Here is a 20,947-nt window from a genome sequence, read left to right as displayed (position 1 = left end):
CGGCAAGCGGCTCAATGTACACCGCTCTGGCGGGCAGGCCAGAGGCCCGCGAATAATCGGCACGGGGCACAGCCCCGCGCCATCGGCCACCTACTCGTCGTACGGGATGCCGTGCTTTTCGAACCTGCGGTACAGCGCGCCCCGGCTCAGGCCCAAGGCCTTGGCTACGCGGCTGATGTTGCCTTCGTAATGCGCCAGGCTCTGCCGAATCATCTGGGCTTCCAGCTCATCCAGGGTCATGGTGCCGGGCGTGGGCAGCTCGCCGGGGGTGGGCATGTGGGCGGGCAGGCGCAGGGCCGTACCCGGCAGGGCATTGGCCTGGAAATCTTCGGGGCCCAGCTCTTCTTTGCCGCTGACGAGGACGGCGCGCTCCACCATGTTTTTCAGCTCGCGGATGTTGCCGGGCAAGGGCTGCTCGCGGAGCCAGTGCAGGGCGCGGGTGCTCACCTTGAGCGACGGGCGCTGGTAGGTGGCGCGCAGCTTGTCCACGAAGTGCTGGGTGAGGAGCGGGATGTCCTGGGGGCGTTCGCGCAGGGCGGGCAGGCGCACCGATATCAGGTTGATGCGGTAGAACAGGTCTTCGCGGAAGCGGCCCTGGCTTACCAGCTCGGCCAGGTTGCGGTTGGTGGCGGCGATGACGCGGATATCGAGCCGGCGGGGCTTTGAGTCGCCCAGCACTTCGTAGGTGCGGTCTTGCAGCACGCGCAGGAGCTTCACTTGTGACGCCAGCTCCAGCTCCCCGATTTCATCAAGAAAAATGGTGCCGCCGTTGGCCAGCTCGAAGCGGCCCACGCGGTCGGTTTTGGCGTCGGTGAAGGCGCCCCGGCGGTGGCCGAACATCTCGCTTTCGAACAAGCTGCTGGAAATGCCGCCCAGGTTCACCTTCACGAACGCCTGGTTTTTCCGTTGGCTGTTGCGGTGGATGGCTTCGGCGATGAGCTCTTTACCGGTGCCGCTTTCGCCTTCGATGAGCACGGCGGCATCGGTGGCCGCTACCTGGCCCACCTGGCGCAGCACGTGCAGCAATTGCGCATCCTGCCCGATAATGTCCTTAAACTGAAACTGCTGGTCGAGCTGGCGGCGCTGGCGGGCGGGCGCGTCAGCGGGCTCGGTTTCGGGCGGAGTTTCGCGCACGGCCAGCACCGTGCGAATGGTCTGGAGCAGGGCCTCGTTGTGCCAGGGCTTGGTCACAAACTCGGCCGCGCCGGCCTTCATGCCTTCCACGGCCAGCGCGATGCTGCCCCAGCCGGTGATGAGAATGACGGGCACCTCGGGGGCCAATGCCTTCACCTGGCGCAACAGGGTCAGGCCGTCGTACCCGCTGGTGTCGAGCGAGAAATTCATGTCCATCAGCACCAGCCGGGGCGGGGTGTCGCACACCACAGCCAGCGCTTCGGCGGGCCCGGCCGCAGCCTGCGCGGGGTAGCCGGCCTGCTTCAGCAGCAGCTTGAGCGACGTGCGGATGGCCAGGTCGTCATCGACAATGAGTACCATGATTGCAGAAAAAAAGCAGGTGCGAAGAACGGGATAAATCAGGAGGTACAGGATGGCAGCCAATCAGCCGGGAATGCCTTCCTTTTTTGCGGGAATGCCTTCCTTTTTCAGAGGACGGCCTTTCTGGTTCACTAGCCGGCCCTTCTGATTAACCGGCCAGCCTTTCCGGTTTACAAGACGGCCCTTCCGATTAACCGGCCGGCCTTTCCGGTTTACAAGGCGGCCCTTCCGATTAACTGGTCGGCTTTTCTGGTTTATGAGCCGGCCCTTCTGGTTCATGAAATGGCCTTTCTAATCCATCAGCCGGCCTTTCTACTTGTAAAGCAGAGCGCCCTAATCTTCCCGCAGGGCCACGGCCGGATGAATGCGGGCGGCCAGCCGACTGGGCTGCCAGGCACAGAGCGCCGTGATGACGTACACCGCCACCGTGGCCGCGCCAATAGCCGCCGCATACAAGCCCGTCGGCATCCCGAAGGCTCCGAGCAGCGGAAACTGTGCCGCCAGCAGCACCCCCAGCAGCACGCCCAGGGTGGTCACCACCATCATTTCGCCCAGAAACTGCGCGCTGATGGCACCAGCCGAAGCCCCCATGGCCCGGCGCAGCCCAATCTCGGCCCGGCGCTGGCTGATGTTGTACCACAGCACCCCAAACAGGCCCAGCGCCACGTTCACAATCAGAAACAGGCTCACCAGCGACAGCGCTATCACCGGCACCAGGGTGTAGCGGCGCTTGCTGAGGCGCTCGTCCTCCAGGGTGCGCACTTCGGTGGACCACTGGCGGGTGACACCGGCCACGGTGCGAGCTATTTTTTCCTGGAGTGCGCCCCCCTGGCCGGCGGCCACGCGCACCATCACATTGGCCGTTTCCCAATGGGTGGTATCGAAGGGTTCCAGGCGCTTCCACAGGGCGGGCTCAGGGGCGGCGAAATCGTGGTCCATCCGCACGGCATCGACCACGCCTACCACGCGGTACTGGTCGGTTTTGGGGTCCACGGCCGGGTTTCCCCCGGTGATGGCCCGGCCCACGGCCGGTCCTTTTCCGAACATAATTTCCCGAAAATCCTGGCTGATGACGATGGGGCGGGCTTTCGAAGCATCATCTATCGGCTGAAACCAACGGCCCTCGCGCAGGCGCAGGCCCATCACGCGGGCATAGGCATCGTCGGCGTCGTAGTTGTTGGTGATGGGCGATTGCAGGCCGTGGTTGTAGTAGCGGGTATTGTTGTTGTTGAAGGAAAACGGCGTGTTGTCGCTGGTAAGGGCCACCGCCTGCACACCCGGCAGGGCCTGCACCTGGCGCAGCACGTCATCGAGCTCGGCGCGGGGCATTTTCTGGCCCTGCCCCGCCCGGATGGCCAGCCGCCACACCGGTCCGGAGTCGAACCCGAACGGCAGCCGGTAGTTCCGCCCGAAGTTGATGAGCAGCGTGCCCACCCCAAAGAGCACGACGAAGGAGAAGAAGATTTCGGAAATCAGCAGCAGGTTGGCCCGCTTGCGGTTCCAGATGAGTTTGAAGAGGTGGCGGAGCATAATGATTGAAGAAAAAAGGGTACTACTGAACGTCATGCTGAGCTTGCCGAAGCATCTCTGCCGCTTCGTTGTCTCGATTGAATGACTCACCCGGTAGAGATGCTTCGACTGCGCTCAGCATGACGTTCTCTTATCCCGGCTTGCGCTATTTCTGCTCGCCGCTGCCGCGCAGGGCGGCCACGGGGTTGAGGCGCGACATTTTCCAGGCCGGGTACACGCCGCTCATCAGCCCAAAGGCCAGGGCCAGCACCAGCGCCCAGCCAAATACGCTGCCGCTGAGCGCAAAATTGGCGTAGGCCAGCACATGGCTCTCGTTCACCAGGGCCAGCGCCCCGGCCGCCAGGCCCAGGCCCAGCAGCCCGCCCACCACGGCCAGTACCACGTTCTCGACCAAAAACTGGCTTACCAGATGCGTGCCCGTGGCCCCAAAGGCCTTGCGCACCCCAATCTCGGCCGAGCGCTCCAGGATGCGCGTCACGTTCAGGTTCACCAGGTTCAGGGCCGGCAGCAGCATAAAGAGCAGCGCCAGGGCGGTGCAGATGAGATAGAACTGGGCCAGCCCGTCGCCATCCAGGCCGTGCTTCATGGGCATCAGCTCGCGCGAGATGCTGGCCATTATCGGGTCGGCGTTGGAGTAAAGGTTGGTGATGTGCTTGGGGTCGGAAATGGGCACGCGGGCCATTACCTGCTGGTACTCGTCGCGCACGGCCTGCACCTGGCCCGCCGAGGGCGCCAGCAGAATGGGAATGAAGCTCCCTTCGAGGCGGCCGGCCCCGCCGTAGTCCTTGCTCAGCGTGCAGGGCAGCCACACATCGGCGTAGGAGAACAGGTGCGCGGCAGCCACATTGGCCACCACGCCCGCCACCCGGTAGCGCTTCAGGTCGATTTCGATTTCGCGGCCCACCACATCGGTCGTGGTGCCAAAATAGGTCAGGGCCGTGGCCTCATTGAGCACGCACACGGGCGCGGCCTGCTTCACCTCGGCCCCCGTGAGGCCGCGCCCGCTCCGAAAGTCAAACTCCATAATTTGCCAGAAGTTGCCATCGGTGTAGCGCACATCCAGCGGCAGCAGCTTGTTGCTGGTGAAGGCCGTGGCATTGCTCACGATGGACGTGAGGCCCACCAGCGCGGGCGTGTGCATGGGCCGCACATACGTGTCCGTGAAGTAGCTGCTCACCGGGTTCATCATCCAGCCGTCTTCGCCGCGCATCTTCTCCGTGATGCGGCTGATGAACAGCATGCGGTCGTTGCGCTTTTCGGGCGCGTGGTTGCCCGTCAGCTGGTCGAACATGGCCATCACCACCAGCAAAATCATCAGCGTGAAGCTGACGCCAAACAGGTTGATGAAGGTGAAGAACTTGCGGCGCATCAGCACCTTCCAGGCAATTTTGAGATAGCTAAGTAGCATGGCTTTGCGTAATTTGATTGATGAGAACGTCATGCTGAGCGCAGCCGAAGCATCTCGCGTGCAGCAGTAATCCAATCGTAAAAGCGTCATTGATTAGTGAGCCGAGCGAGATGCTTCGGCTGCGCTCAGCATGACGTTCTACCGATTTTCATACCCCTCAGCCGACCTGGCTGCCGTCGAAGAACCGGATAACCCGCTCCGTTTTCAGCGCCTGGTGTTCGTCGTGGGTCACCATCACCACGGTCACGCCCTCCTGCCGGTTCAGGTCCAGCAGCAGGCCCATAATCTCCTCCCCCATCACTGAGTCGAGGTTGCCGGTCGGCTCATCGGCCAGAATGATTTCGGGCCCGCCGGCCAGCGCCCGCGCAATGGCCACCCGCTGCCGCTGCCCCCCCGAGAGCTGGCTGGGGAAGTGGCCGGTGCGGGCGCTCAGGCCCACTTTGTCCAGGGCGTCGACGGCGCGCTTGCGGCGCTCCTTGCTGCCCATGCCGGGCCGGTACAGCAGCGGCACCTCCACGTTGTCCACCACCGACAGGTCGTTGATGAGGTGGTAGCTCTGGAACACGAAGCCAATTTTCAGGTTGCGCAGCCCCGCCAGCTCCCGGTCGGAGAACGAGGTCACGGCGCGGCCATCCACCTCAATCACGCCGCTGGTGGGCTCGTCGAGCAAGCCCATCAGGCTGAGCAAAGTCGACTTCCCGCACCCGCTCGGCCCCATAATGGACACGAACTCGCCGCGATTGATGGTCAGGTTCACCCGGTTCAGCGCCACCGTCTCGATGGTTTTGGTCTGGTACACCTTTTCAATATCGGTGAGCCGCAGCACGGCACCGTGCAGTGCCACCGGCTGCGTACGGGGTTCGGAGGAGTTGGCAAGTAGGTTTTCCATAAGAAAAGCGGGAATGATGGATTGGCGATTAAAACTCCCCTCCTCAGCTGAGGAGGGGACGCTGCCGCGAAGCGGCAGCTGGAGTGGTTGAAGTCGTTGAACGACTAGCGGCAGAACTATGAGGAGGATATCGTTCGGGTGTCGTTCAACGAGTTCACCCCCCCCCGTTCGCGCCTCTTCGGCGCTCGCATCCCCTCCTCATCTAAGGAGGGGAGTTTGTCGTTCAAAGTCATATAAAGTCAACGCCCGCAGGCGGTAATAAGCCACCCAGCAGGCGCGCAGGGCAAAGATGTAGCCGCGCTTGGCCCCGTCCTTGGCCACCGAGGCCAGCGTCAAATCGGTGAGGCTGATGCGGCCCAGCAGGTAGGTGGCGCGGGCAATGTCGTAGCGCCGCTGGGCCAGCGAGTCGGCCCGGCCGGCGAGGGCCAGCTGCTCGCTCAGCGCCGCCACCTGGCTGGCCTGGGCCACCACCATCTGCTCGAAGCTGCGCTCTTCCTGGGCCACGGCGTGCTGGGTTTGGTCGCGGTTCAGCTCAGCAGTTTTGATGATGGCCTGGCGGCGGCCCCAGTCCACCAGCGGCAGGCTAAAGGCCAGGCGCACCTGCTGCTGATTCTGGAGGTTCAGGTAGGTATTGCCCAGGCTTTCCGCCTGGTTTACGTAGCCCAGGTTGGCCGTGAGCGCCGCCTGGAGGCCGGTGGTGCCGTGGGCTTGCGCCACGTCGCGCTCGGCCAGCAGCAGCCGGCGGCGAAAGGCCAGCGTGGCGCTGCGGTTCTGGCGGGCCTGCTCCAGCGCCACGGCGGGCAGCACGGGGGGTTGCGGGGCGGGCACGGGCACGGCCAGGGCGGGCGCTTCGGTGCCGGGCAGGCCGGTGTAGGCCTGCAGGTTCACGGCCGCGTTCTGGGCATCAAGCCGGGCCTGGGTCTGGGCCTGCCGGGCGTCCAGCAGGTTCAATTCCAACTGTAATAAGTCGCTTTGCGAGAGCCGGCCCAGCCGGTACCGCTCCTGGCCGATGCGCAGCAGCTCGGCGGTGGCCTGGGCATTCTGGCGGGCCACGTCGGCGTTCACCTGTTGCAGCAGCACATCAAAATACAGCTCCGTGACGCGCTGGGCGATGGTTTCCCGGTCTTCCACAAACTGGCGCTGGCTTTCCTGGTAGCGCAGCGGCTCGATGCGCCGCGCCCACAGCAGGCCGTTGAACTGGCCCAGTGGCTGCGTAAATCCTATCGTGAACGGCTGGTTGTTGTAGCGCTTCAGGTTGCCGTTAAAATCATCGAACCGCTGCACCACCGAGCTCACGTACACCTGCCCGCCGGTCAGGCCCAGGTTCTGGCTTAGCGTCAGCCCCAAATCAGAGTTATTGATGCGGACCGACTCGAAGCTGGTGGTGCCATCGGGCTGCACCACGGGCGTAATCACGCGGTTGAAATTGGGCAGCGTGCCTTGCAGGCCCAGCTGCGGCCGGTAGTTGGCCTGGTAGCCGCGCCAGGCCCAGTAGCTGGTTTCGCGGGTGGTGACGGCTTGCTGGCCAATGGCCGAGTGGCTGAGGGCCTGGGCAATAACCTCAGCCAGCGTGAGAGCGGGAGCCTGCGCGGCCACGGGCTGCCACAGCAACCCCAGCAGCGGGAGCAACGAAAGGGTACGGAGTTTCATAGTCGGGCCGCGTTAGTCGTGAAGAGTAAGCTCCGGCGTGTCCACATGGTCCTTCATGTCCGACACCACAATTTCCTCCCCGGCCCGCAGGCCGCTCACAATCTGCACGTAGTCGAAGTTGCTGTCGCCGAAGCGCACCGCGCGGCGCACTGCCCGGCCATTCTGCACCACAAACACCGGCTGCTCCTTACCGCCCGAGTAGTACGGCCCGTTTTTTACGCGCAGCACGCCGTGGTGAGCGCGGGTTATCACAAATACATCGGCCCGCAGGTTGGGCCGCAACGCCGGGTGGTGCGGGTTGTTGAGCTGGGCATAGAACGTCACCACGCCCTTTTCCACCGCCGGGCTGATGCTGGCCACCGTGCCGCGCAAGTCGATGTCATTAATACGCACCACCACCGAATCCCCCTGATGCAGCTGGTCAGCGTAGCTGTCCGAAATCGTGGCCCGCACCCGGAAGCTGTTCAAATCGGCCACCCGCGCCAAGGCGTCGCCGGCCTGCACGGTGGTGCCCAGGTTGTCGTTCACCCAGGTCAGCACGCCCGGCTGCTGGCTGCTGATGTTGGCCTGCCGCAACTTGTTGGCCAGCTCCGAAATGCTGCGCTGCTGCATCGAAACCGTGTAGCCCAGCTCGCGCACATCGGCCGCGTTGGAGCGCTGCTGGGTCTGAATCTGGCGGGCCAGGCGGCTGGCTTCCAGCCGGGCCACGGTCAGGTTCAGCTCGGCCTGGCGCACGTTTTCAGCCGTACCGCCGCCTATTTTCAGCAGCTGCTGTTCGTCGCGTAGGGCCGATTGCAGGCTGCGCACTTTCACGGCCTGCACCTGGGCCTGGGCGCGCAGGTCGTTCAGGCTGCGCTCCAGGTTCAGCTGCAGCTGCGAGTTCTTGTTCCGGTTGCGCAGCTGCTCGTCGTCCAGCTTGGCCAGGGCCGAGTTGGTCAGGTCCTTGTCCAGCTCCAGAATGGTTTCGCCGGCTTTCACCCGCGCCCCCACCACCACCGGCACCCGCCGGATGGTGCTCTGAATGGGGCTGGTAATCACCGCCTCACGGCCCGGAATAATGGTGCCGGCCGCCGTCAGCGACGCTTCCACATTCCCCGTTTCCACCGTGGCCGTCAGGATATCGCTGTGGCGCAAGCCAGGTTTCAATGCCGTCCGGAAAGCCAGAATCCCCGCCAGCAGCAGCCCCAGCAGGCCAGCCGCCAGGAGCCAGCGCCGGCGCTGGCGGTGGGCTTGAATAGAATCGGCAATAGCTCTGTCCATTTTCGTGCAGAAATCAGGGAGGTTTCTACACAGAAGGCCAAGCCGTGTGCCAGATTAATAATGCATTGATTTTTAATAAATTATCTTCAAAACCCGATTTGAGCGATGGCAAAAACTGTCCGGTTCCGGACGTCTTGCCCCAAACCGGACAACTCATGCCCAGAAACGACACACCGTTAAACTGGCCTTGCCAGTCCGTTGGGGCACAATGGCGGCACGGGGCCTTAACTACCGCCAAAGACTACTCAGCCACCTGAGTTGCGGCCACAACGCGCCCAGCCCTTGCCTCCCCGCGAAGCAATTATCAACTCTGCTTTCATCACAAAATAATATGCATATATTTCACATACCATTCACATAACCTTTTCACTTATGCACGCCACCACTACCGACGTCACGGCCGAAATCCGGCGCGTCAACGACCAATTTGAAGCCAATTTTGAGCGGGGTGACGCCGCCGCGATGGCCAGCCTGTACACGCCGGGGGCAGTGCTGCTTCCCACGGGAATGGAATCCATCCAAGGTACGGAGGGCATTCAGGCCTTCTGGCAGGGGGCCATGCAAATGGGCATTAAGCATGTGAAGCTGCAAACCCAGGAGGTGGAGCAACTGGCCGACACGGCCATCGAGCTGGGTCATTACACGCTACTTGGCCCCGATTTGCAGCCCGTAGACCAAGGTAAGTACCTCGTGGTCTGGAAAGAGCAACAAGGACAGTGGCACCTGCATCAGGACATCTGGAACAGCAGCTTGCCCACGCCCGCCCCTTGACCGCCCCACTGGCCGATGCCGACCCGTGGCCGGAACCTGTTCCGACGCGGGACGGCCCGCGCTACGCCAGCACCTGGTACACCACAAAAGCGGCCACATACGCCAGCCCCGTCATGTAGAGCAGCTGCCCCAGCGGCCATTTCCAGCTTTTGGTTTCGCGATAAGTCACGGCCAATGTGCTCATGCACTGCATGGCAAACACGTAGAACACCAGCAGCGAAAACGACCGCGCCGGCGTGAAGAACGGCTGGCCATTCGCGTCCTTCTCGGCCTTCAGCTTCTGTTGCAGCGTGCCCATATCAGCATCCTGCCCCACGCTGTAGATGGTGGAAATAGTGCCCACAAACACTTCCCGCGCCGCAAATGAGGTGAGCAGCGCGATGCCAATCTTCCAGTCGTACCCCAGCGGCCGGATGGCCGGTTCCAGCGCGTGCCCAAACGAGCCCGCGTAGGAATTCTCCAACCGGGCCGAAGCCACGCGGCGGCTGATTTCCGGCGCGTCCCAGTTCTGAGCGGTGGCTTCCTGCCGTACCTGTGCTTCGGCCGCCTCCTGCTTTTGGCCCGGCCCGTAGCTGGCCAGCACCCACAGCAACACCGAAATAGCCACAATTACCCGGCCGGCCTGCAAAACAAACGCCTGCACCTTCTGGTAAATCGTCAGGCCCACGTTCTTCCAGCGCGGCCACTGGTACACAGGGAATTCCATAATGAAATAGCTCCGCTCGCGCGCCTTCAGCACCTTTTTCAGCACCCAGGCCGAGCCCAGCGCCGAGAACAAGCCCAGCAGGTACAGCGACATCAGGGCCACGCCGCGCAGGTTGAAGATGCCCCACGCCGCCTGGTCGGGCACCACCAGCGCCACCAGCACCGTGTACACCGGAATGCGCGCCGAGCAGGACATGAGCGGCGTCACAAAAATCGTAATCATCCGGTCCTTCCAGCTCTCAATTGTGCGCGCCCCCATAATAGCCGGCACCGCGCAGGCCAACCCCGAAATCAGCGGCACCACGCTCTTTCCGCTCAGCCCAAATGGCCGCATTAACTTGTCCATCAAGAAAGTAACGCGAGCCATATAGCCCGTTTCCTCCAGCACCGCCAGGAAGCCGAAGAGTAAGGCAATCTGCGGAATGAATATCAGCACCCCGCCCAGGCCGGCCAGGACGCCCTCCGTGAGCAGCCGCACCAGCGGCCCCGAAAAGTTGGCCTGAATGGCCGCACTCAGCGCCGAAATCCCCTGGTCAATCCAGTCCATGGGGTACTGTGCCCAGGCAAAAATGGCCTGAAACAACAGGAACAGAATGGCCAGAAAAATGAGGTAGCCGCCCACCCGGTGGGTCAGCACTTTATCAATGCGGTTGGAAACCGGCTCGCGGGTTTCGGTGCGCACCACCGTCACCGTTTCCAGCAGAATTTCGTTGATGCGGTCGTAGCGGCCAATGGTTTCGGCCGCTTGCTGGGCCGTGGCATCGAAGCCGTATTGCTGGGTCAGTTCCTGCAAATGCGCTTTGTCATCGGCACTCAGAAAACTAATGTGGCGGTACTGCTGGGCGTAGTGCAGCGCCAGGTAGTCGTTGTGCAGGTCGAAGTAGTAGCGAATTTGCCGCACCAGCGGCAGCAGCTTTTCGTCGGGTTGCCAGAAGCGCACGGGCGGCGCATCCAGTCGTTGCGCCATCACAATTTTAAGGGCGGCGATGCCAATGCCATTGCGGGCATTCATTGGAATAATGGGCACGCCCAGTTCCCGCTCCAGCGCCGGCAGGTCAATATTGACGCCGTGGCGCTCGGCCACGTCCATCATGTTCAGGGCCAGCACGGCGGGCAGCCCCAAGTCGCCCAGCTGAGTAAACAGCAGCAGGCTGCGCCGCAGGTTGCTGGCATCCACGGTCACCACCACAAAATCGGGGTAGCTGGGGGCGGCCCGGTCGTAGAGCAAGTCCGTTATTACTTTCTCATCCAGGCTTTTAGGGTAGAGCGAGTACGTACCCGGCAAATCCACGATTTCGGCTCGTTGCGCTGGCGTCAGCTGCGCAAACCCCGACTTGCGGTCCACGGTCACCCCCGGGAAGTTTCCAACCTTTTGGTTGAGCCCGGTCAGTTGATTAAATAATGAAGTTTTGCCGCTGTTGGGGTTACCAATCAGGGCAATGCGCAAGGGCCGGGGGCCGGTCGCCGGGCCAGTTTGCGGTGCGAGAGGCACCGCCGTCGCCGAATTACTCACGATTGCCGCCATCAGTTGCGCCTATTCTTTCAGCAAAATGGTGGCCGCTTCGCTGGCCCGTACCGACAGCGTGTATTCCTGGTCGCCGAGCACCAGCATCAGCGGGTCGCCGAAGGGCGCCCGGCCGCTCAGCCGCACCTTCACCCCCGGTACACAGCCCATTTCCAGCAGCTTAAGCGCCATTTCGGGGTCTTCCAGGCAGCAGATGGTGCCGGTTTCGCCCACGCGCAAGTCCTTGGCCGAGCGTCGGGCGGCAACCCCAGCGGCAATAATTTGCGAAGAACGGCGGAATAAAGACACGAGTTGGAAGGGGTGAGAAGCTTATTTAGAAAGAATACAAACAAAGGTACACTACCAAAAGCTTTTCGGCCATCGCTCTTTTTTCTTGTGCGGCCCAGGCCGCCTCAAGGCGCTTGCGCAGGGAATCCGCACCGGCCCTTGAGGCCGAAGATTGTATCTGCTAATATTTTCTAATAACTTTCCGTCCGGGAATTTGTAATTTTGTTCGTTCTATCCCTCTTCCTATGTGTACACGTCTACTTTCCATAGCATTATTTATAGTTGCCACAGCAACTTCCGGTTGGGCCCAGCAGGTTCAAATCAAGGGAGTTATTGTTGACAAAGACACCAAAGAGCCGCTCCCTTTCACCTCCATTGGCCTAAAAAACGAGCAAATTGGCGCGCTTAGCAACGAGCATGGCCAGTTTATTGTGCCCGCGCCCACCAAAAATGCCGATGACTCGCTCGTCGTCGTCGCCCTCGGCTACGCGCGCCGGGCCGTGCTGGTAAAGCGCGGTACCGCGGTGCCCAATCTCACCATTGAAGTACCCAAGCGGGCCGTCGAGTTGGGCAATGTGGTGGTAAAAGCTGGAAAAATTAAAAACCTCGGTCTTGGCGCGCGTTCCAACGCCCCCGGCGAAGGCATGATTCAGGGCTTGCCCGGCAGTCAATATGCTTTTTTCGTCAAAAACGACAAGAATAAGCGCCTCGGCAACGTGCGCACCGTGTCGTTCTACATCGGCGAAAACGGCTTTCCCCGCGAGCCCTTCCGCGTGCGCCTCTACAAAGCCGACGGCAACTACAACGCGCCGAACACCGACTTGCTCACCGAAAACGTCGTCGTGTCGGCGCCACAAGGCGGCCAGTGGTACACCGTCGACCTCACGCCGTACAACATCGTCGCGCCGGAGGAAGGCTTCTTCGTGGCTATGGAATGGGTAGTGAGCGGCGACAAGTTTTTCGCCACCAACTTCATGGACGACTACACGCCCTACGGCCAGATTATGCGCCCCACCTTCGAATTCAAGGAAAGCCGCACCTGGAACTACTCCATTGGCAAGGGCTGGAGCCTCATCACGGCCGCCAACAGCCAGGGCCTGCGCTACAACGCCATGATTAAGGCCGAGGTAGACATGATTAAATAAATCGCCGGTTATCGCGGAGTATTTTTCACCCACAGCCCGGTAATCCATTCCCGAATGGTTTCCTGAGCAACCGGCGAAATCAACGGCTTCATCTCGCCATTCATCAGCGTCCACTCCGTTTTAGGCGGCTGCAATAAGTGGTTAACGCCGGGCAGTCGCCGGGCCGTCGTGCTGTGGTTGACGCTTCTTAGCTCCTTTTCCAGGGCCGTCTGGTGCAAATCTATCGGGGCCTCCGTGTCTTCGGTGCCGCTAAGCAGGAGCACCGGGCAACGCACCTGGTCGAGGTCAGCCAAAGGGTCGAAAGTCAGAAAATAGCGCCGCCAGGGCGTGAGCAGTTGGATGGCCGCCGCTTGGGCCGCTTGCGGGTCGAGGCCCGGCTGGTCCTGACGCAACATGTTACTCACAATGGCCTGGGCCTGGGGCGGATTGGTCTGGCGAATGATGTCGTACATGGTGCGCTGGCGCTCGTATGCGGCCTGCACCACCACGGGGTCCTCCTTCCTGGCCCGCTGCTGCGCCACTTGCTGCTGCAAAAGCGTTTGCTCACCCGTCAGGCCATAGCCTGCCAGCGAAACCACAAAAGCGGGCGGCAGTGGCTGGCCCGCCGCCAGCAAGGCCACGTTGGCACCCTCGCCGTGGCCTATTACGCCGATGTGGCCAATGTTGATTTCAAGCCGGGCCCGCAGAAAATTCAGCGCCGCCTGCACGTCGCTCACCAGCACGGCGGTGGTGGCCGAGGCCGTGCTGCCGCCCGACTGGCCCACGCCGCGGTCGTCGTACCGGAGCACGGCAATGCCGCGGCGGGTGAGATAGTCGGCCAGGGAGCCCATCAAATGGAAGTCGCCCACGGTGCCGTCGCGGTCCTGCGCGCCCAGGTCGCTCACCAGCACCACGGCGGGAAATGGCCCCGGGCCGGCGGGCACGGTCAGGGTACCGCCCAAATTCAGCCGTGAAGTAGGGTTATTGAACACAACTTCTTCTTCGCGATAAGGGGGCGCCAGGCGCGTGCCGGGCCCGCTCGCGGCGGGCATGGGCGAATACCGCAACAGCACCGGCGATTTCACCCCGGCCTGGGTCCATATGCCACTTAACTCGTGCTTGGCGGCATCGAAATGCGCCGCATAGTGGCTACCAGCCGCTGGCATCCACAGCAGCACTGAGTCGCCGCGCACGGTAACTTCTGTCGGCATGCGGCTGACCTTCTGGGCCGGCACGTCAAGCGCCGCGAAATATTTCCCATCCGCCAGTAGCACCACGCTGATGGTCAGGTCCAACTGCCCGCCCAATACGGTCAATTCCCCTTTCCATAACCCTCCCAGCGGCAGCACCTCCTCAGTCGATGAGCAGGCACCCGCCCAAACGTTATCATTGCTGAACAGGTACGACAGCAGAAGAACCCAAAGTACACATCTCCTCATCATGCCGGTAATTAAATTCCATTTATGGGACCCGAAAGATAAGTATTTGCAGGCCGCATATAGTAAATTGACAATAATTTCTTTAGCAGGGCAATTGTCCAGTAGTAGCGCTAAGTTGCAGATAACCAATCATGACACAGGCCTGATTATTATATTATCACTTACTGGCAATCGCTCACCCCAAAGCACCTTTGGTTTTCGAAGCCCACACCTTGGGCAAACTGAAGCCACAAGGAAGCCGATGCAATGGGGCAAAAAGAAACCCCTGCAACCATGGGCAGGGGTTCTTTTTGTCATTCGTATCAGCACCAGCCCGGAACAGTTCCAACCGCGGGCTGTGGGGGTCCGCTCCTTTACTTGGTGCGCACCGCGATTTCTACCCGCCGGTTTTCCTGGCGGCCAGCCGCGGTCGCGTTTGACGCCACGGGCATGGCTTCGCCCATTGGTTCCACGCTTACGCGGGCAGCCGCGATGTTTCCATTGGCTACCAAATAGTTTTTTACGGCTTCGGCGCGCTTCCCGCTGAGGTCTTTATTATACCCTTTATCACCGCGCGAATCGGCAAAGCCCATCACCCGCACCTGGTTGGCAGCATAGCGTTGGCCAATAGAACTGGTAATCTGCTTCAGCGTTTCGGCGGCGCTGGGCTTGATGTCGGCCTTGTCGGTGTCGAACAACACGGCTTCGTCGATGCTGTACACGTTGTAGGTGCTGTCGCCGCGCACGCGCACCCCTGGCAGGGTGATTTCCTTAAATTTCACATCGGCCAGTTTGGCTTTGGTCAGGTCCCAGGCATCGGCGGCGGCGGTAGCGGCCTGGTCAGCAGCGGCGCCAACTGTTTTACCATCGCGGTATACTACGGCCGTATCGGCGGTTGCTTCCTGGGGCTGGTCTTTGGTTTCAGGCTTCTTCAGGTTGTCGCAGCTGGCAAGCATAGAGGCGGCAGCCAAAAGTGAAAAAATGGATTTTTTCATGAATATGAGAGGTTAGTACAAGAATTGTAATCTGCTCTGATACGTAAAATCGCCAGCTATGTTATTTTTTTTAGAATCGGATATTTTTATAAATAGCGCCCAAACGACCCGGCCAAAGCAGCCCGGAACCTATTTTAACAGCAATAAACCCACTTCGGCCACGTTACGCGGCCGAAATTAATTTGCATTAAGCCGGCTCGATATTGCGCTCACTAGATAACAATAACGATTGTATGACTCGGAATTTGTAAATTTGCCAGTCAACCATCCATTATATTATTTTTGGCGATGATGAAACGCTTACCTTTTCTCGCTCTATGGGTTATGTTGCTGTTGCCGGCGCTAAGCTGGGCGCAGGAAAACCGCATTACCGGCCGCGTCGTGGATGCTAAAACCAAGGACCCGGTGCCGTTTGCCTCTATTGGCTTACGGGAAGAAGGCACTGGTGCCCTCACAAATGAATATGGTTATTTTCAGCTAGCTGGCCTGGAAAAGACAAGCCAGGACTCCCTGATTGTCATGACATTAGGCTACGAACGCAGCGCCGTATTTATCAAGCGCGGCAGCACGGAAGACCTGATTGTCGAACTGAAAAAACGGGTGATTGAACTGGGCAATGTGACAGTTAAAGGCGGCAAGCTCAAGAACCTGGAGCTAGGGTCGAAGTCCAATAACCCTGGCGAAGGCATGATTCAGGGCTTGCCCGGCAGTCAATATGCTTTTTTCGTGAAAAACGATAAACAAAAAAAGCTCGGCAACGTGCGCACCGTGTCTTTCTACATCGGTGAAAACGGCTTTCCCCGCGAGCCCTTCCGCGTCCGGATTTATAAGGCTGACGGCAATTACAACGCGCCGAACACCGACTTGCTCACCGAAAACGTCGTCGTGTCGGCCTCGCGTGGCGGCGAATGGTACACCATCGATTTGAGCACGTACAACATTCCCGCACCGGAAGAAGGCTTCTTCGTGGCCATGGAATGGATTGTGGGCGGCGACAAGTTCTACACCACCAACTTCATGGACAACTACACGCCCTACGGCCAGATTATGCGTCCCACCTTTGAATACAAGGAAAGCCGCACCTGGAGCTACACCATCGGGAAGGGCTGGAACCTCCTCACGTTGGCCAACGGCCAGGGACGGCGCTACAATGCCATGATTAAGGCCGAAGTAGACATGATTAAATAAATCGCCAACTGCCGCAGATTAACCGTGGTTTCCTGAATTAAGAAAAGGCCCCGACTTGCCAGTCGGGGCCTTTTCTTTGTCGGTTTCAGGGGCGGCGGTTATTGAGTTACACAGTGCATTCTGGCAACCTGTATTGACTGAAAACCGCGACACCACCCTGGCCAACTGGCTGCCGATGGCAGCGGACTGGATTATGCAAAAAAAGCCCCGGCTGGTGAGCCGGGGCCTTCTGACAATCAGCAATACCATTGCGGTCAGACTGCTTTAAGCAGCGAGTTATTTCTTGGCCTGCGCCATAATCCACTCGCGGATGGTTTCCTGGGCTTCGGGCGAAAAGTTGGGCTGCTGCTGGCCGTTGATGATGGGCCACTTGGTGGGGTCGGGCTGGAAGAGGTGGTTAACCCCAATCAGCTTCTTGACAACGACGTTTTTGTTCAGGTTCAGGCCTTTTTTCAGGGCGTTGAGGTTGGCGTCGGCGTTGATGGTGAGGTCGGAAGTACCATTGAGCAGCAACACGGGGCAGTTGACGCCAGTGAGCTTTTCGACGGGGTTGAAGGCCAGGAAGTAGCGGTAGCGGGGCGACGTCATCTCGGCGGCGCTGGACTGAGCCGTAGCGTTGTCGATGGCCGCGTTGTTCTGCTTCAGCATGTTGGCCACGATGGCCTGAGCCTGGGAATTATCGGTAGTTTGCCGGATGATTTCGAGCATGGCCTGCTGGCGCTTGGTGGCGGCTTCGATTTGAGCCGTTTCGGTGCCCAGCGTGCGCAGCGTGGTGGCCTGCTGCTGCACCACAATGTCGCGGCCCGGCAGGCCGTAGGCCGCCAGCGTTACCACAAAAGCCGGAGGCAGGGGTTGCGCGGCGGCCAGCAGGGCCACGTTGCCGCCTTCGCCGTGGCCTACAAGGCCCAGGTGCGATAAATCGATTTCGGGGCGGGTACGCAGGTAATTCAGGCCCGCCTGAGCGTCGCTGACGAGGTCGGCGGTGGTAACGGCGGGAGTGCCGCCGGACTTGCCCACGCCCCGGTCGTCGAAGCGCAGCACGGCCACGCCGCGACGGGTGAGGTAATCGGCCAGGAGGCCCAGCGGGGCAAAGTCGCCCACGGTGCCGTCGCGGTCCTGCGGGCCGCTGTCGCTGAGCAGCACCACGGCCGGGAAGGGGCCGGGACCGGCCGGAATGGTGAGCATTCCACTCAGCCGGGCGTTGACGGTGAGGTTGCTGAACGTGGCTTCTTCTTCGCGGTAAGGCGGCGTGAGGCGCACGTTTTTGGCATTCATTGCCGGCAGAGCGCTGAATGTGAGCGTCATCGGCACCTTGAAGCCGGGCGACTGCCAGGTGCCGGCCATCTGCTTGCCATCGGCTGAAACGCGGCCCACGAAGCGGGTGGCGGCTTCCTCGGCGTACAGGCGCACGGTGTCGCCGCTCACTTCGGTTTTCACGTTCATGCGGCTCACCTTTTGCAGGGGCACGTCGAGGGTGCAGAAATATTCGCCTCCGGTGAGCTTTACAAACCGGAAAATAACTTCGAGCTGGCCGCCGGGCACCTTCAATGGGCCTTTCCATAAGCCGTCGAGGGGCGGGGCATCCACCACGGCCACTACGTGCGCAGGATTGGCCATTGCCGAAGCAGCCAAAGCCAGGCAAAGAAAGAGTCCGCTCACGAAGCGGGATAAATAGAACGTATTGATTTTCATACTAAAAAAGAGCGTCACAGGGCACTTCGGCACCCCAAAGTTATTCGGGACGAATTACACCAACTGTAAAGTAGCAAAATAAATACCTTGCCAACATTACGCGAATGCGCGAACGCACAAAAAAAGCCCTCGTTTCGGCGTCGAAATGAGGACTTAGCCGGACAAAATGGATGATTTACAGAGCGAAGCTATACGAAGCCTTCAGGTAAAAGAAGGCGTCTTAGCTCCTACTATGCACCATTTGGTAGGGCAGGATGTCGTGGTCGTGGGGTCCGAAGACCTTAGAAAGCAGCTAAGCTGCCCGCACGCAGCTTCGGCGGCGAACCACTCCGACGGAATTTCATTCGCTTACGAATACCCGCTTCACTCTTTCGCTCACGTTGGTGAGCAATTCGTAGGCAATGGTGCCAATGCGGGCGGCCAGCCCGGCCAGCGGCAGTCCCTCGCCGAAGAGCAGGGCCACGTTGCCGGCCCGGGCCTCCGGAATATCGGTCACGTCGACCATGCACATATCCATGCACACCGAGCCCACCAGCGGCGCCGGCCGGCCGTGGATGAGCACCGTGCCCACACCGTTGCCAAAGCGGCGGTCGTAGCCGTCGGCGTAGCCAATGGCCAGGGTGGCAATGCGGCGCTCGGCCGGCGCGGCCACGCCCCGGCGGCCGTAGCCCACGGTGTAGCCGGCGGGCAGGGTTTTGATTTGGGAAATGGTGGTGCGCAGCTGGCTCACCGGGAGCAGGTCGGTGGGGCTGGCGGTGTTGCTGGCATCCACGCCGTAGAGGCCGATGCCGAGGCGCACCATGTCGAGCTGCGCCTCCGGGAAGCGCAGGATGCCGGCCGAGTTGAGGGCGTGCTTGAGCACGGAGTGGCCGAGGGCGGCCTCCAGAGTAGCGGCCATGCGGCGGAAAACGGCCAGCTGCTGCTGCGTGAAGTCGTCGTGGGCGGAGTCGTCGGCGGCGGCGAGGTGGGTCATGATGCTGGCCACCGGCAGGTGGGCGGCGTGCTCGCGCAGCAGCGCCGCGAGGGCGGGCAGGTCGGCTTCGTCGAAGCCGAGGCGGCGCATGCCAGTGTCCAGCTTGAGGTGGATTTTGGGGGCGGGAAGCGGGGTATCGGCTGCAATATCGAACGTGGCGAGGTACTCGCGTAGCATGTCGAAGGAGTAGATTTCGGGCTCCAGGCGGTAGTGGCGCAGGGCATCGAAGGCATCGGGGGCGGTATTCATCACCATGATAGGCAGGCTGATGCCGGCTTCGCGCAGGGCCACGCCTTCGTCGGCATAAGCCACGGCGAGGTAGTCGGCCCGCTGGAATTCGAGCAGGCTGGCCACTTCGTAGGAGCCCGCGCCGTAGGCGAAGGCCTTCACCATCACCATGAGCCTGGTGCCGGGGCGCAGCTGGCGGCGGTAGTGCTGCAGGTTGTGGCCGAGGGCGTCGAGGTTGACTTCGAGCACCGTGCCGTGCTGCTGGGCCTGCAGGGCGGCCACAACGCGCTCGAACCCAAAGCGGCGGGCGCCTTTGATGAGGATGGTTTCGTGGGCGAAATCGGCGGGGTCGAGCTGGGCGAGGAAGGCCTCGGTGCTGGGAAAGAATTCAGTGAGCAGTGAGCAGTGAGCGGTGAGCGACGAGCCGGCTTCTTGCCTCGCATCATTCTCAGCTTCCCAAACTGCTGATTGTTCACTGCTCACTGTTAACTGCTCACTGATTTCCGGTCCGATGCCGACCAGGCGGCTGACGCCGGCGGCGGGCAGCAGGGCGGCCACGCGGGTGTAAAGCTCCAGACTGCTCAGGCCCGATTCGAGCACATCGCTGAGAATGAGGGTGCGGCGACCGGGGCGCGACTGCCGGCCCAACGACTCCAGGGCCAGGGCCAGGCCGGCCAGGTCGTTGTTGTAGGTGTCGTCGAGCAGGTAGCTGCCGTGGCGGCCCTGCTTCATTTCCATGCGCATGGCCACCGGGTGCAGGCGGGCGAGGCGGCGCTGGATTTCGGCCGCTTCCACGCCGCGGGAAAGCAGCACGGCCACGCAATGCAGCACGTTCTGGCGGGTGGCCTCGTCGGGCAGCACGGCGCTGAATGGGTGGACGCGGCCTTGATAGTGCGCTTCGATGAGGGCGCTTTCGCTGGGCACCAGGCCGGGCAGGGTGAATTGAATGTCGGCCTCGGGGTGGCCCTGGCACGTCCAGCCGAAGCCCGGCAGGCCCAGCTCGGCCACGGCGGCGCGCACCGGCACGGCGTCGTAGCAATAAAACAGCCGCTCGAAACCAGGCTGCTGAAACAGCTTAAGTTTTTCGAGCAGCTTGGCTTTCGGCGAGGCAAAGCCGGCATCGTGCGCCGAGCCGAGGGTGGTGAAAATGCCTGCGGTGGGCCGGATGATTTTGGCCAGCCGGGCCATTTCGCCCACCTCCGAAATGCCGGCTTCGAAGATGCCGAGGGTGTGACGCGCGGGGTTCAGCTCCCACACGCTGAGCGGCACGCCGACCTGCGAATTGTAGGAGCGCGGCGAGCGGCAGATGTCTTCATCGGGGCTCAAAAGCTGGGCCAGCCACTCTTTCACGATGGTTTTGCCGTTGGAGCCGGTGATGGCGATGACCGGGCCGGTGAACGCGGCGCGGTGGGCGGCGGCCAGGGCTTGCAGGGCCGCCAGGGGGCTGGCTACTTCGATGATGCCGGCTTCCGGGTAGGCGGCGAGGGTGCCGGGCAGGGCGGTATTTTCTTCGACGATGAAGAGGCGCACGCCCTGGGCGTAGAGGTCGGGCAGGTAGCGGTGGCCGTCGTGGCTGGGGCCGCGCAGGGCGAAGAAGGCCGCCCCGGCGGGCAGGTCGGCCCGGCGGCTGTCGAGCAGCAGGTGGCGGACTTCGGCCGTGGCGTCGGCGGGGGCCTGGAGCAGGCGGCCGGCCAGCAGCGCCGGCAGGGAGAGGAAGCGGGGGAAGGGCATGACGCGGCAAAGGTCCGGCAAAAAATGGCGCGGGCGGGCTCCGCGACTGGACGGCTTTGGGCGGCGTAGCCCCGAAAGTGCAAGCTGGGCGGACCGGCA

Annotated in this window: 15 protein-coding genes; 3 read left to right on the top strand and 12 right to left on the bottom strand. The window is 61.6% G+C overall.

Annotation, left to right across the window (positions count from 1 at the left end; all coding sequences use genetic code 11):
- Nucleotides 1-90: 90 nt before the first annotated feature.
- The 6 genes from J4G38_RS02145 to J4G38_RS02120 form a co-directional block, all read right to left on the bottom strand.
- A complete protein-coding gene (locus J4G38_RS02145; protein WP_210514806.1) occupies nucleotides 91-1,494 on the bottom strand; it encodes a sigma-54-dependent transcriptional regulator in 1,404 nt (467 codons plus the stop codon).
- A gap of 333 nt (nucleotides 1,495-1,827) precedes the next feature.
- The gene (locus tag J4G38_RS02140) at nucleotides 1,828-3,024 is read right to left on the bottom strand and encodes an ABC transporter permease (RefSeq protein ID WP_210514803.1); all 1,197 of its coding nucleotides are present in this window, start codon (nucleotides 3,022-3,024) and stop codon (nucleotides 1,828-1,830) included.
- 145 nt (nucleotides 3,025-3,169) lie between these two features.
- Complete coding sequence (locus J4G38_RS02135; protein WP_210514800.1) at nucleotides 3,170-4,432, bottom strand: ABC transporter permease; 1,263 nt, start codon at nucleotides 4,430-4,432, stop codon at nucleotides 3,170-3,172.
- Between the two features lie 157 nt (nucleotides 4,433-4,589).
- On the bottom strand, nucleotides 4,590-5,258 hold the full coding sequence (locus J4G38_RS02130; RefSeq protein WP_210514896.1) for an ABC transporter ATP-binding protein: 669 nt from the start codon (nucleotides 5,256-5,258) through the stop codon (nucleotides 4,590-4,592).
- A 261-nt stretch (nucleotides 5,259-5,519) separates the two neighbouring features.
- Nucleotides 5,520-6,971 carry a TolC family protein gene (locus J4G38_RS02125; protein WP_210514798.1) on the bottom strand — a complete coding sequence of 484 codons (1,452 nt, stop codon included), beginning with the start codon at nucleotides 6,969-6,971 and terminating at the stop codon, nucleotides 5,520-5,522.
- A gap of 12 nt (nucleotides 6,972-6,983) precedes the next feature.
- Entirely contained in the window at nucleotides 6,984-8,231 is a 1,248-nt protein-coding gene (locus J4G38_RS02120; RefSeq protein ID WP_210514796.1) for an efflux RND transporter periplasmic adaptor subunit, read from the bottom strand.
- A gap of 372 nt (nucleotides 8,232-8,603) precedes the next feature.
- Between J4G38_RS02120 and J4G38_RS02115 the strand changes: the two genes are divergently transcribed.
- A complete protein-coding gene (locus J4G38_RS02115; RefSeq protein ID WP_210514794.1) occupies nucleotides 8,604-9,002 on the top strand; it encodes a YybH family protein in 399 nt (132 codons plus the stop codon).
- A gap of 61 nt (nucleotides 9,003-9,063) precedes the next feature.
- Here J4G38_RS02115 and feoB read toward each other — a convergent pair whose 3' ends face one another.
- Nucleotides 9,064-11,154, bottom strand: a complete 2,091-nt coding sequence (feoB, locus tag J4G38_RS02110) for a ferrous iron transport protein B (protein ID WP_226163062.1) — start codon at nucleotides 11,152-11,154, stop codon at nucleotides 9,064-9,066.
- Nucleotides 11,155-11,241: 87 nt separating this feature from the next.
- Nucleotides 11,242-11,520, bottom strand: a complete 279-nt coding sequence (locus J4G38_RS02105; protein WP_226163060.1) for a FeoA family protein — start codon at nucleotides 11,518-11,520, stop codon at nucleotides 11,242-11,244.
- Between the two features lie 224 nt (nucleotides 11,521-11,744).
- On the opposite strand from J4G38_RS02105, the gene J4G38_RS02100 reads away from it, so the two are divergent.
- Nucleotides 11,745-12,644 carry a carboxypeptidase-like regulatory domain-containing protein gene (locus J4G38_RS02100; protein WP_210514788.1) on the top strand — a complete coding sequence of 300 codons (900 nt, stop codon included), beginning with the start codon at nucleotides 11,745-11,747 and terminating at the stop codon, nucleotides 12,642-12,644.
- Nucleotides 12,645-12,652: 8 nt separating this feature from the next.
- On the opposite strand, the gene J4G38_RS02095 is transcribed toward J4G38_RS02100, so the two are convergent.
- Nucleotides 12,653-13,939: an alpha/beta hydrolase family protein gene (locus J4G38_RS02095; RefSeq protein WP_210514785.1), complete on the bottom strand. Its 1,287-nt coding sequence runs from the start codon at nucleotides 13,937-13,939 to the stop codon at nucleotides 12,653-12,655.
- Nucleotides 13,940-14,415: 476 nt separating this feature from the next.
- Nucleotides 14,416-15,036 (bottom strand): OmpA family protein, encoded by a 621-nt coding sequence (locus J4G38_RS02090; protein WP_210514782.1) that lies wholly within the window; start codon nucleotides 15,034-15,036, stop codon nucleotides 14,416-14,418.
- A gap of 324 nt (nucleotides 15,037-15,360) precedes the next feature.
- Here J4G38_RS02090 and J4G38_RS02085 point away from each other — a divergent pair, with 324 nt between their 5' ends.
- On the top strand, nucleotides 15,361-16,224 hold the full coding sequence (locus J4G38_RS02085) for a carboxypeptidase-like regulatory domain-containing protein (RefSeq protein ID WP_210514779.1): 864 nt from the start codon (nucleotides 15,361-15,363) through the stop codon (nucleotides 16,222-16,224).
- Nucleotides 16,225-16,500: 276 nt separating this feature from the next.
- Here the strand turns inward: J4G38_RS02085 and J4G38_RS02080 are convergent, their stop codons facing one another.
- Nucleotides 16,501-17,916 (bottom strand): alpha/beta hydrolase family protein, encoded by a 1,416-nt coding sequence (locus J4G38_RS02080; protein WP_210514776.1) that lies wholly within the window; start codon nucleotides 17,914-17,916, stop codon nucleotides 16,501-16,503.
- Nucleotides 17,917-18,256: 340 nt separating this feature from the next.
- The gene (locus J4G38_RS02075; protein WP_210514773.1) at nucleotides 18,257-20,848 is read right to left on the bottom strand and encodes a bifunctional UDP-N-acetylmuramoyl-tripeptide:D-alanyl-D-alanine ligase/alanine racemase; all 2,592 of its coding nucleotides are present in this window, start codon (nucleotides 20,846-20,848) and stop codon (nucleotides 18,257-18,259) included.
- Between the last annotated feature and the right edge of the window lie 99 nt (nucleotides 20,849-20,947).

It is taken from the genome of Hymenobacter terricola (assembly GCF_017921975.2).
In the GTDB taxonomy this organism is placed as follows: domain Bacteria; phylum Bacteroidota; class Bacteroidia; order Cytophagales; family Hymenobacteraceae; genus Hymenobacter; species Hymenobacter terricola.
Note: the sequence above shows the minus strand (reverse complement) of the source record. Positions and strands in the feature narration are given on the sequence as shown.

Coding starts and splice junctions, on each gene's coding strand:
- J4G38_RS02145 (WP_210514806.1), bottom strand. CDS start 1,494: ATGGTACTCATTGTCGATGACGACCTGGCCATCCGCACGTCGCTCAAG.
- J4G38_RS02140 (WP_210514803.1), bottom strand. CDS start 3,024: ATGCTCCGCCACCTCTTCAAACTCATCTGGAACCGCAAGCGGGCCAAC.
- J4G38_RS02135 (WP_210514800.1), bottom strand. CDS start 4,432: ATGCTACTTAGCTATCTCAAAATTGCCTGGAAGGTGCTGATGCGCCGC.
- J4G38_RS02125 (WP_210514798.1), bottom strand. CDS start 6,971: ATGAAACTCCGTACCCTTTCGTTGCTCCCGCTGCTGGGGTTGCTGTGG.
- J4G38_RS02120 (WP_210514796.1), bottom strand. CDS start 8,231: ATGGACAGAGCTATTGCCGATTCTATTCAAGCCCACCGCCAGCGCCGG.
- J4G38_RS02115 (WP_210514794.1), top strand. CDS start 8,604: ATGCACGCCACCACTACCGACGTCACGGCCGAAATCCGGCGCGTCAAC.
- J4G38_RS02100 (WP_210514788.1), top strand. CDS start 11,745: ATGTGTACACGTCTACTTTCCATAGCATTATTTATAGTTGCCACAGCA.
- J4G38_RS02090 (WP_210514782.1), bottom strand. CDS start 15,036: ATGAAAAAATCCATTTTTTCACTTTTGGCTGCCGCCTCTATGCTTGCC.
- J4G38_RS02085 (WP_210514779.1), top strand. CDS start 15,361: ATGTTGCTGTTGCCGGCGCTAAGCTGGGCGCAGGAAAACCGCATTACC.
- J4G38_RS02080 (WP_210514776.1), bottom strand. CDS start 17,916: ATGAAAATCAATACGTTCTATTTATCCCGCTTCGTGAGCGGACTCTTT.
- J4G38_RS02075 (WP_210514773.1), bottom strand. CDS start 20,848: ATGCCCTTCCCCCGCTTCCTCTCCCTGCCGGCGCTGCTGGCCGGCCGC.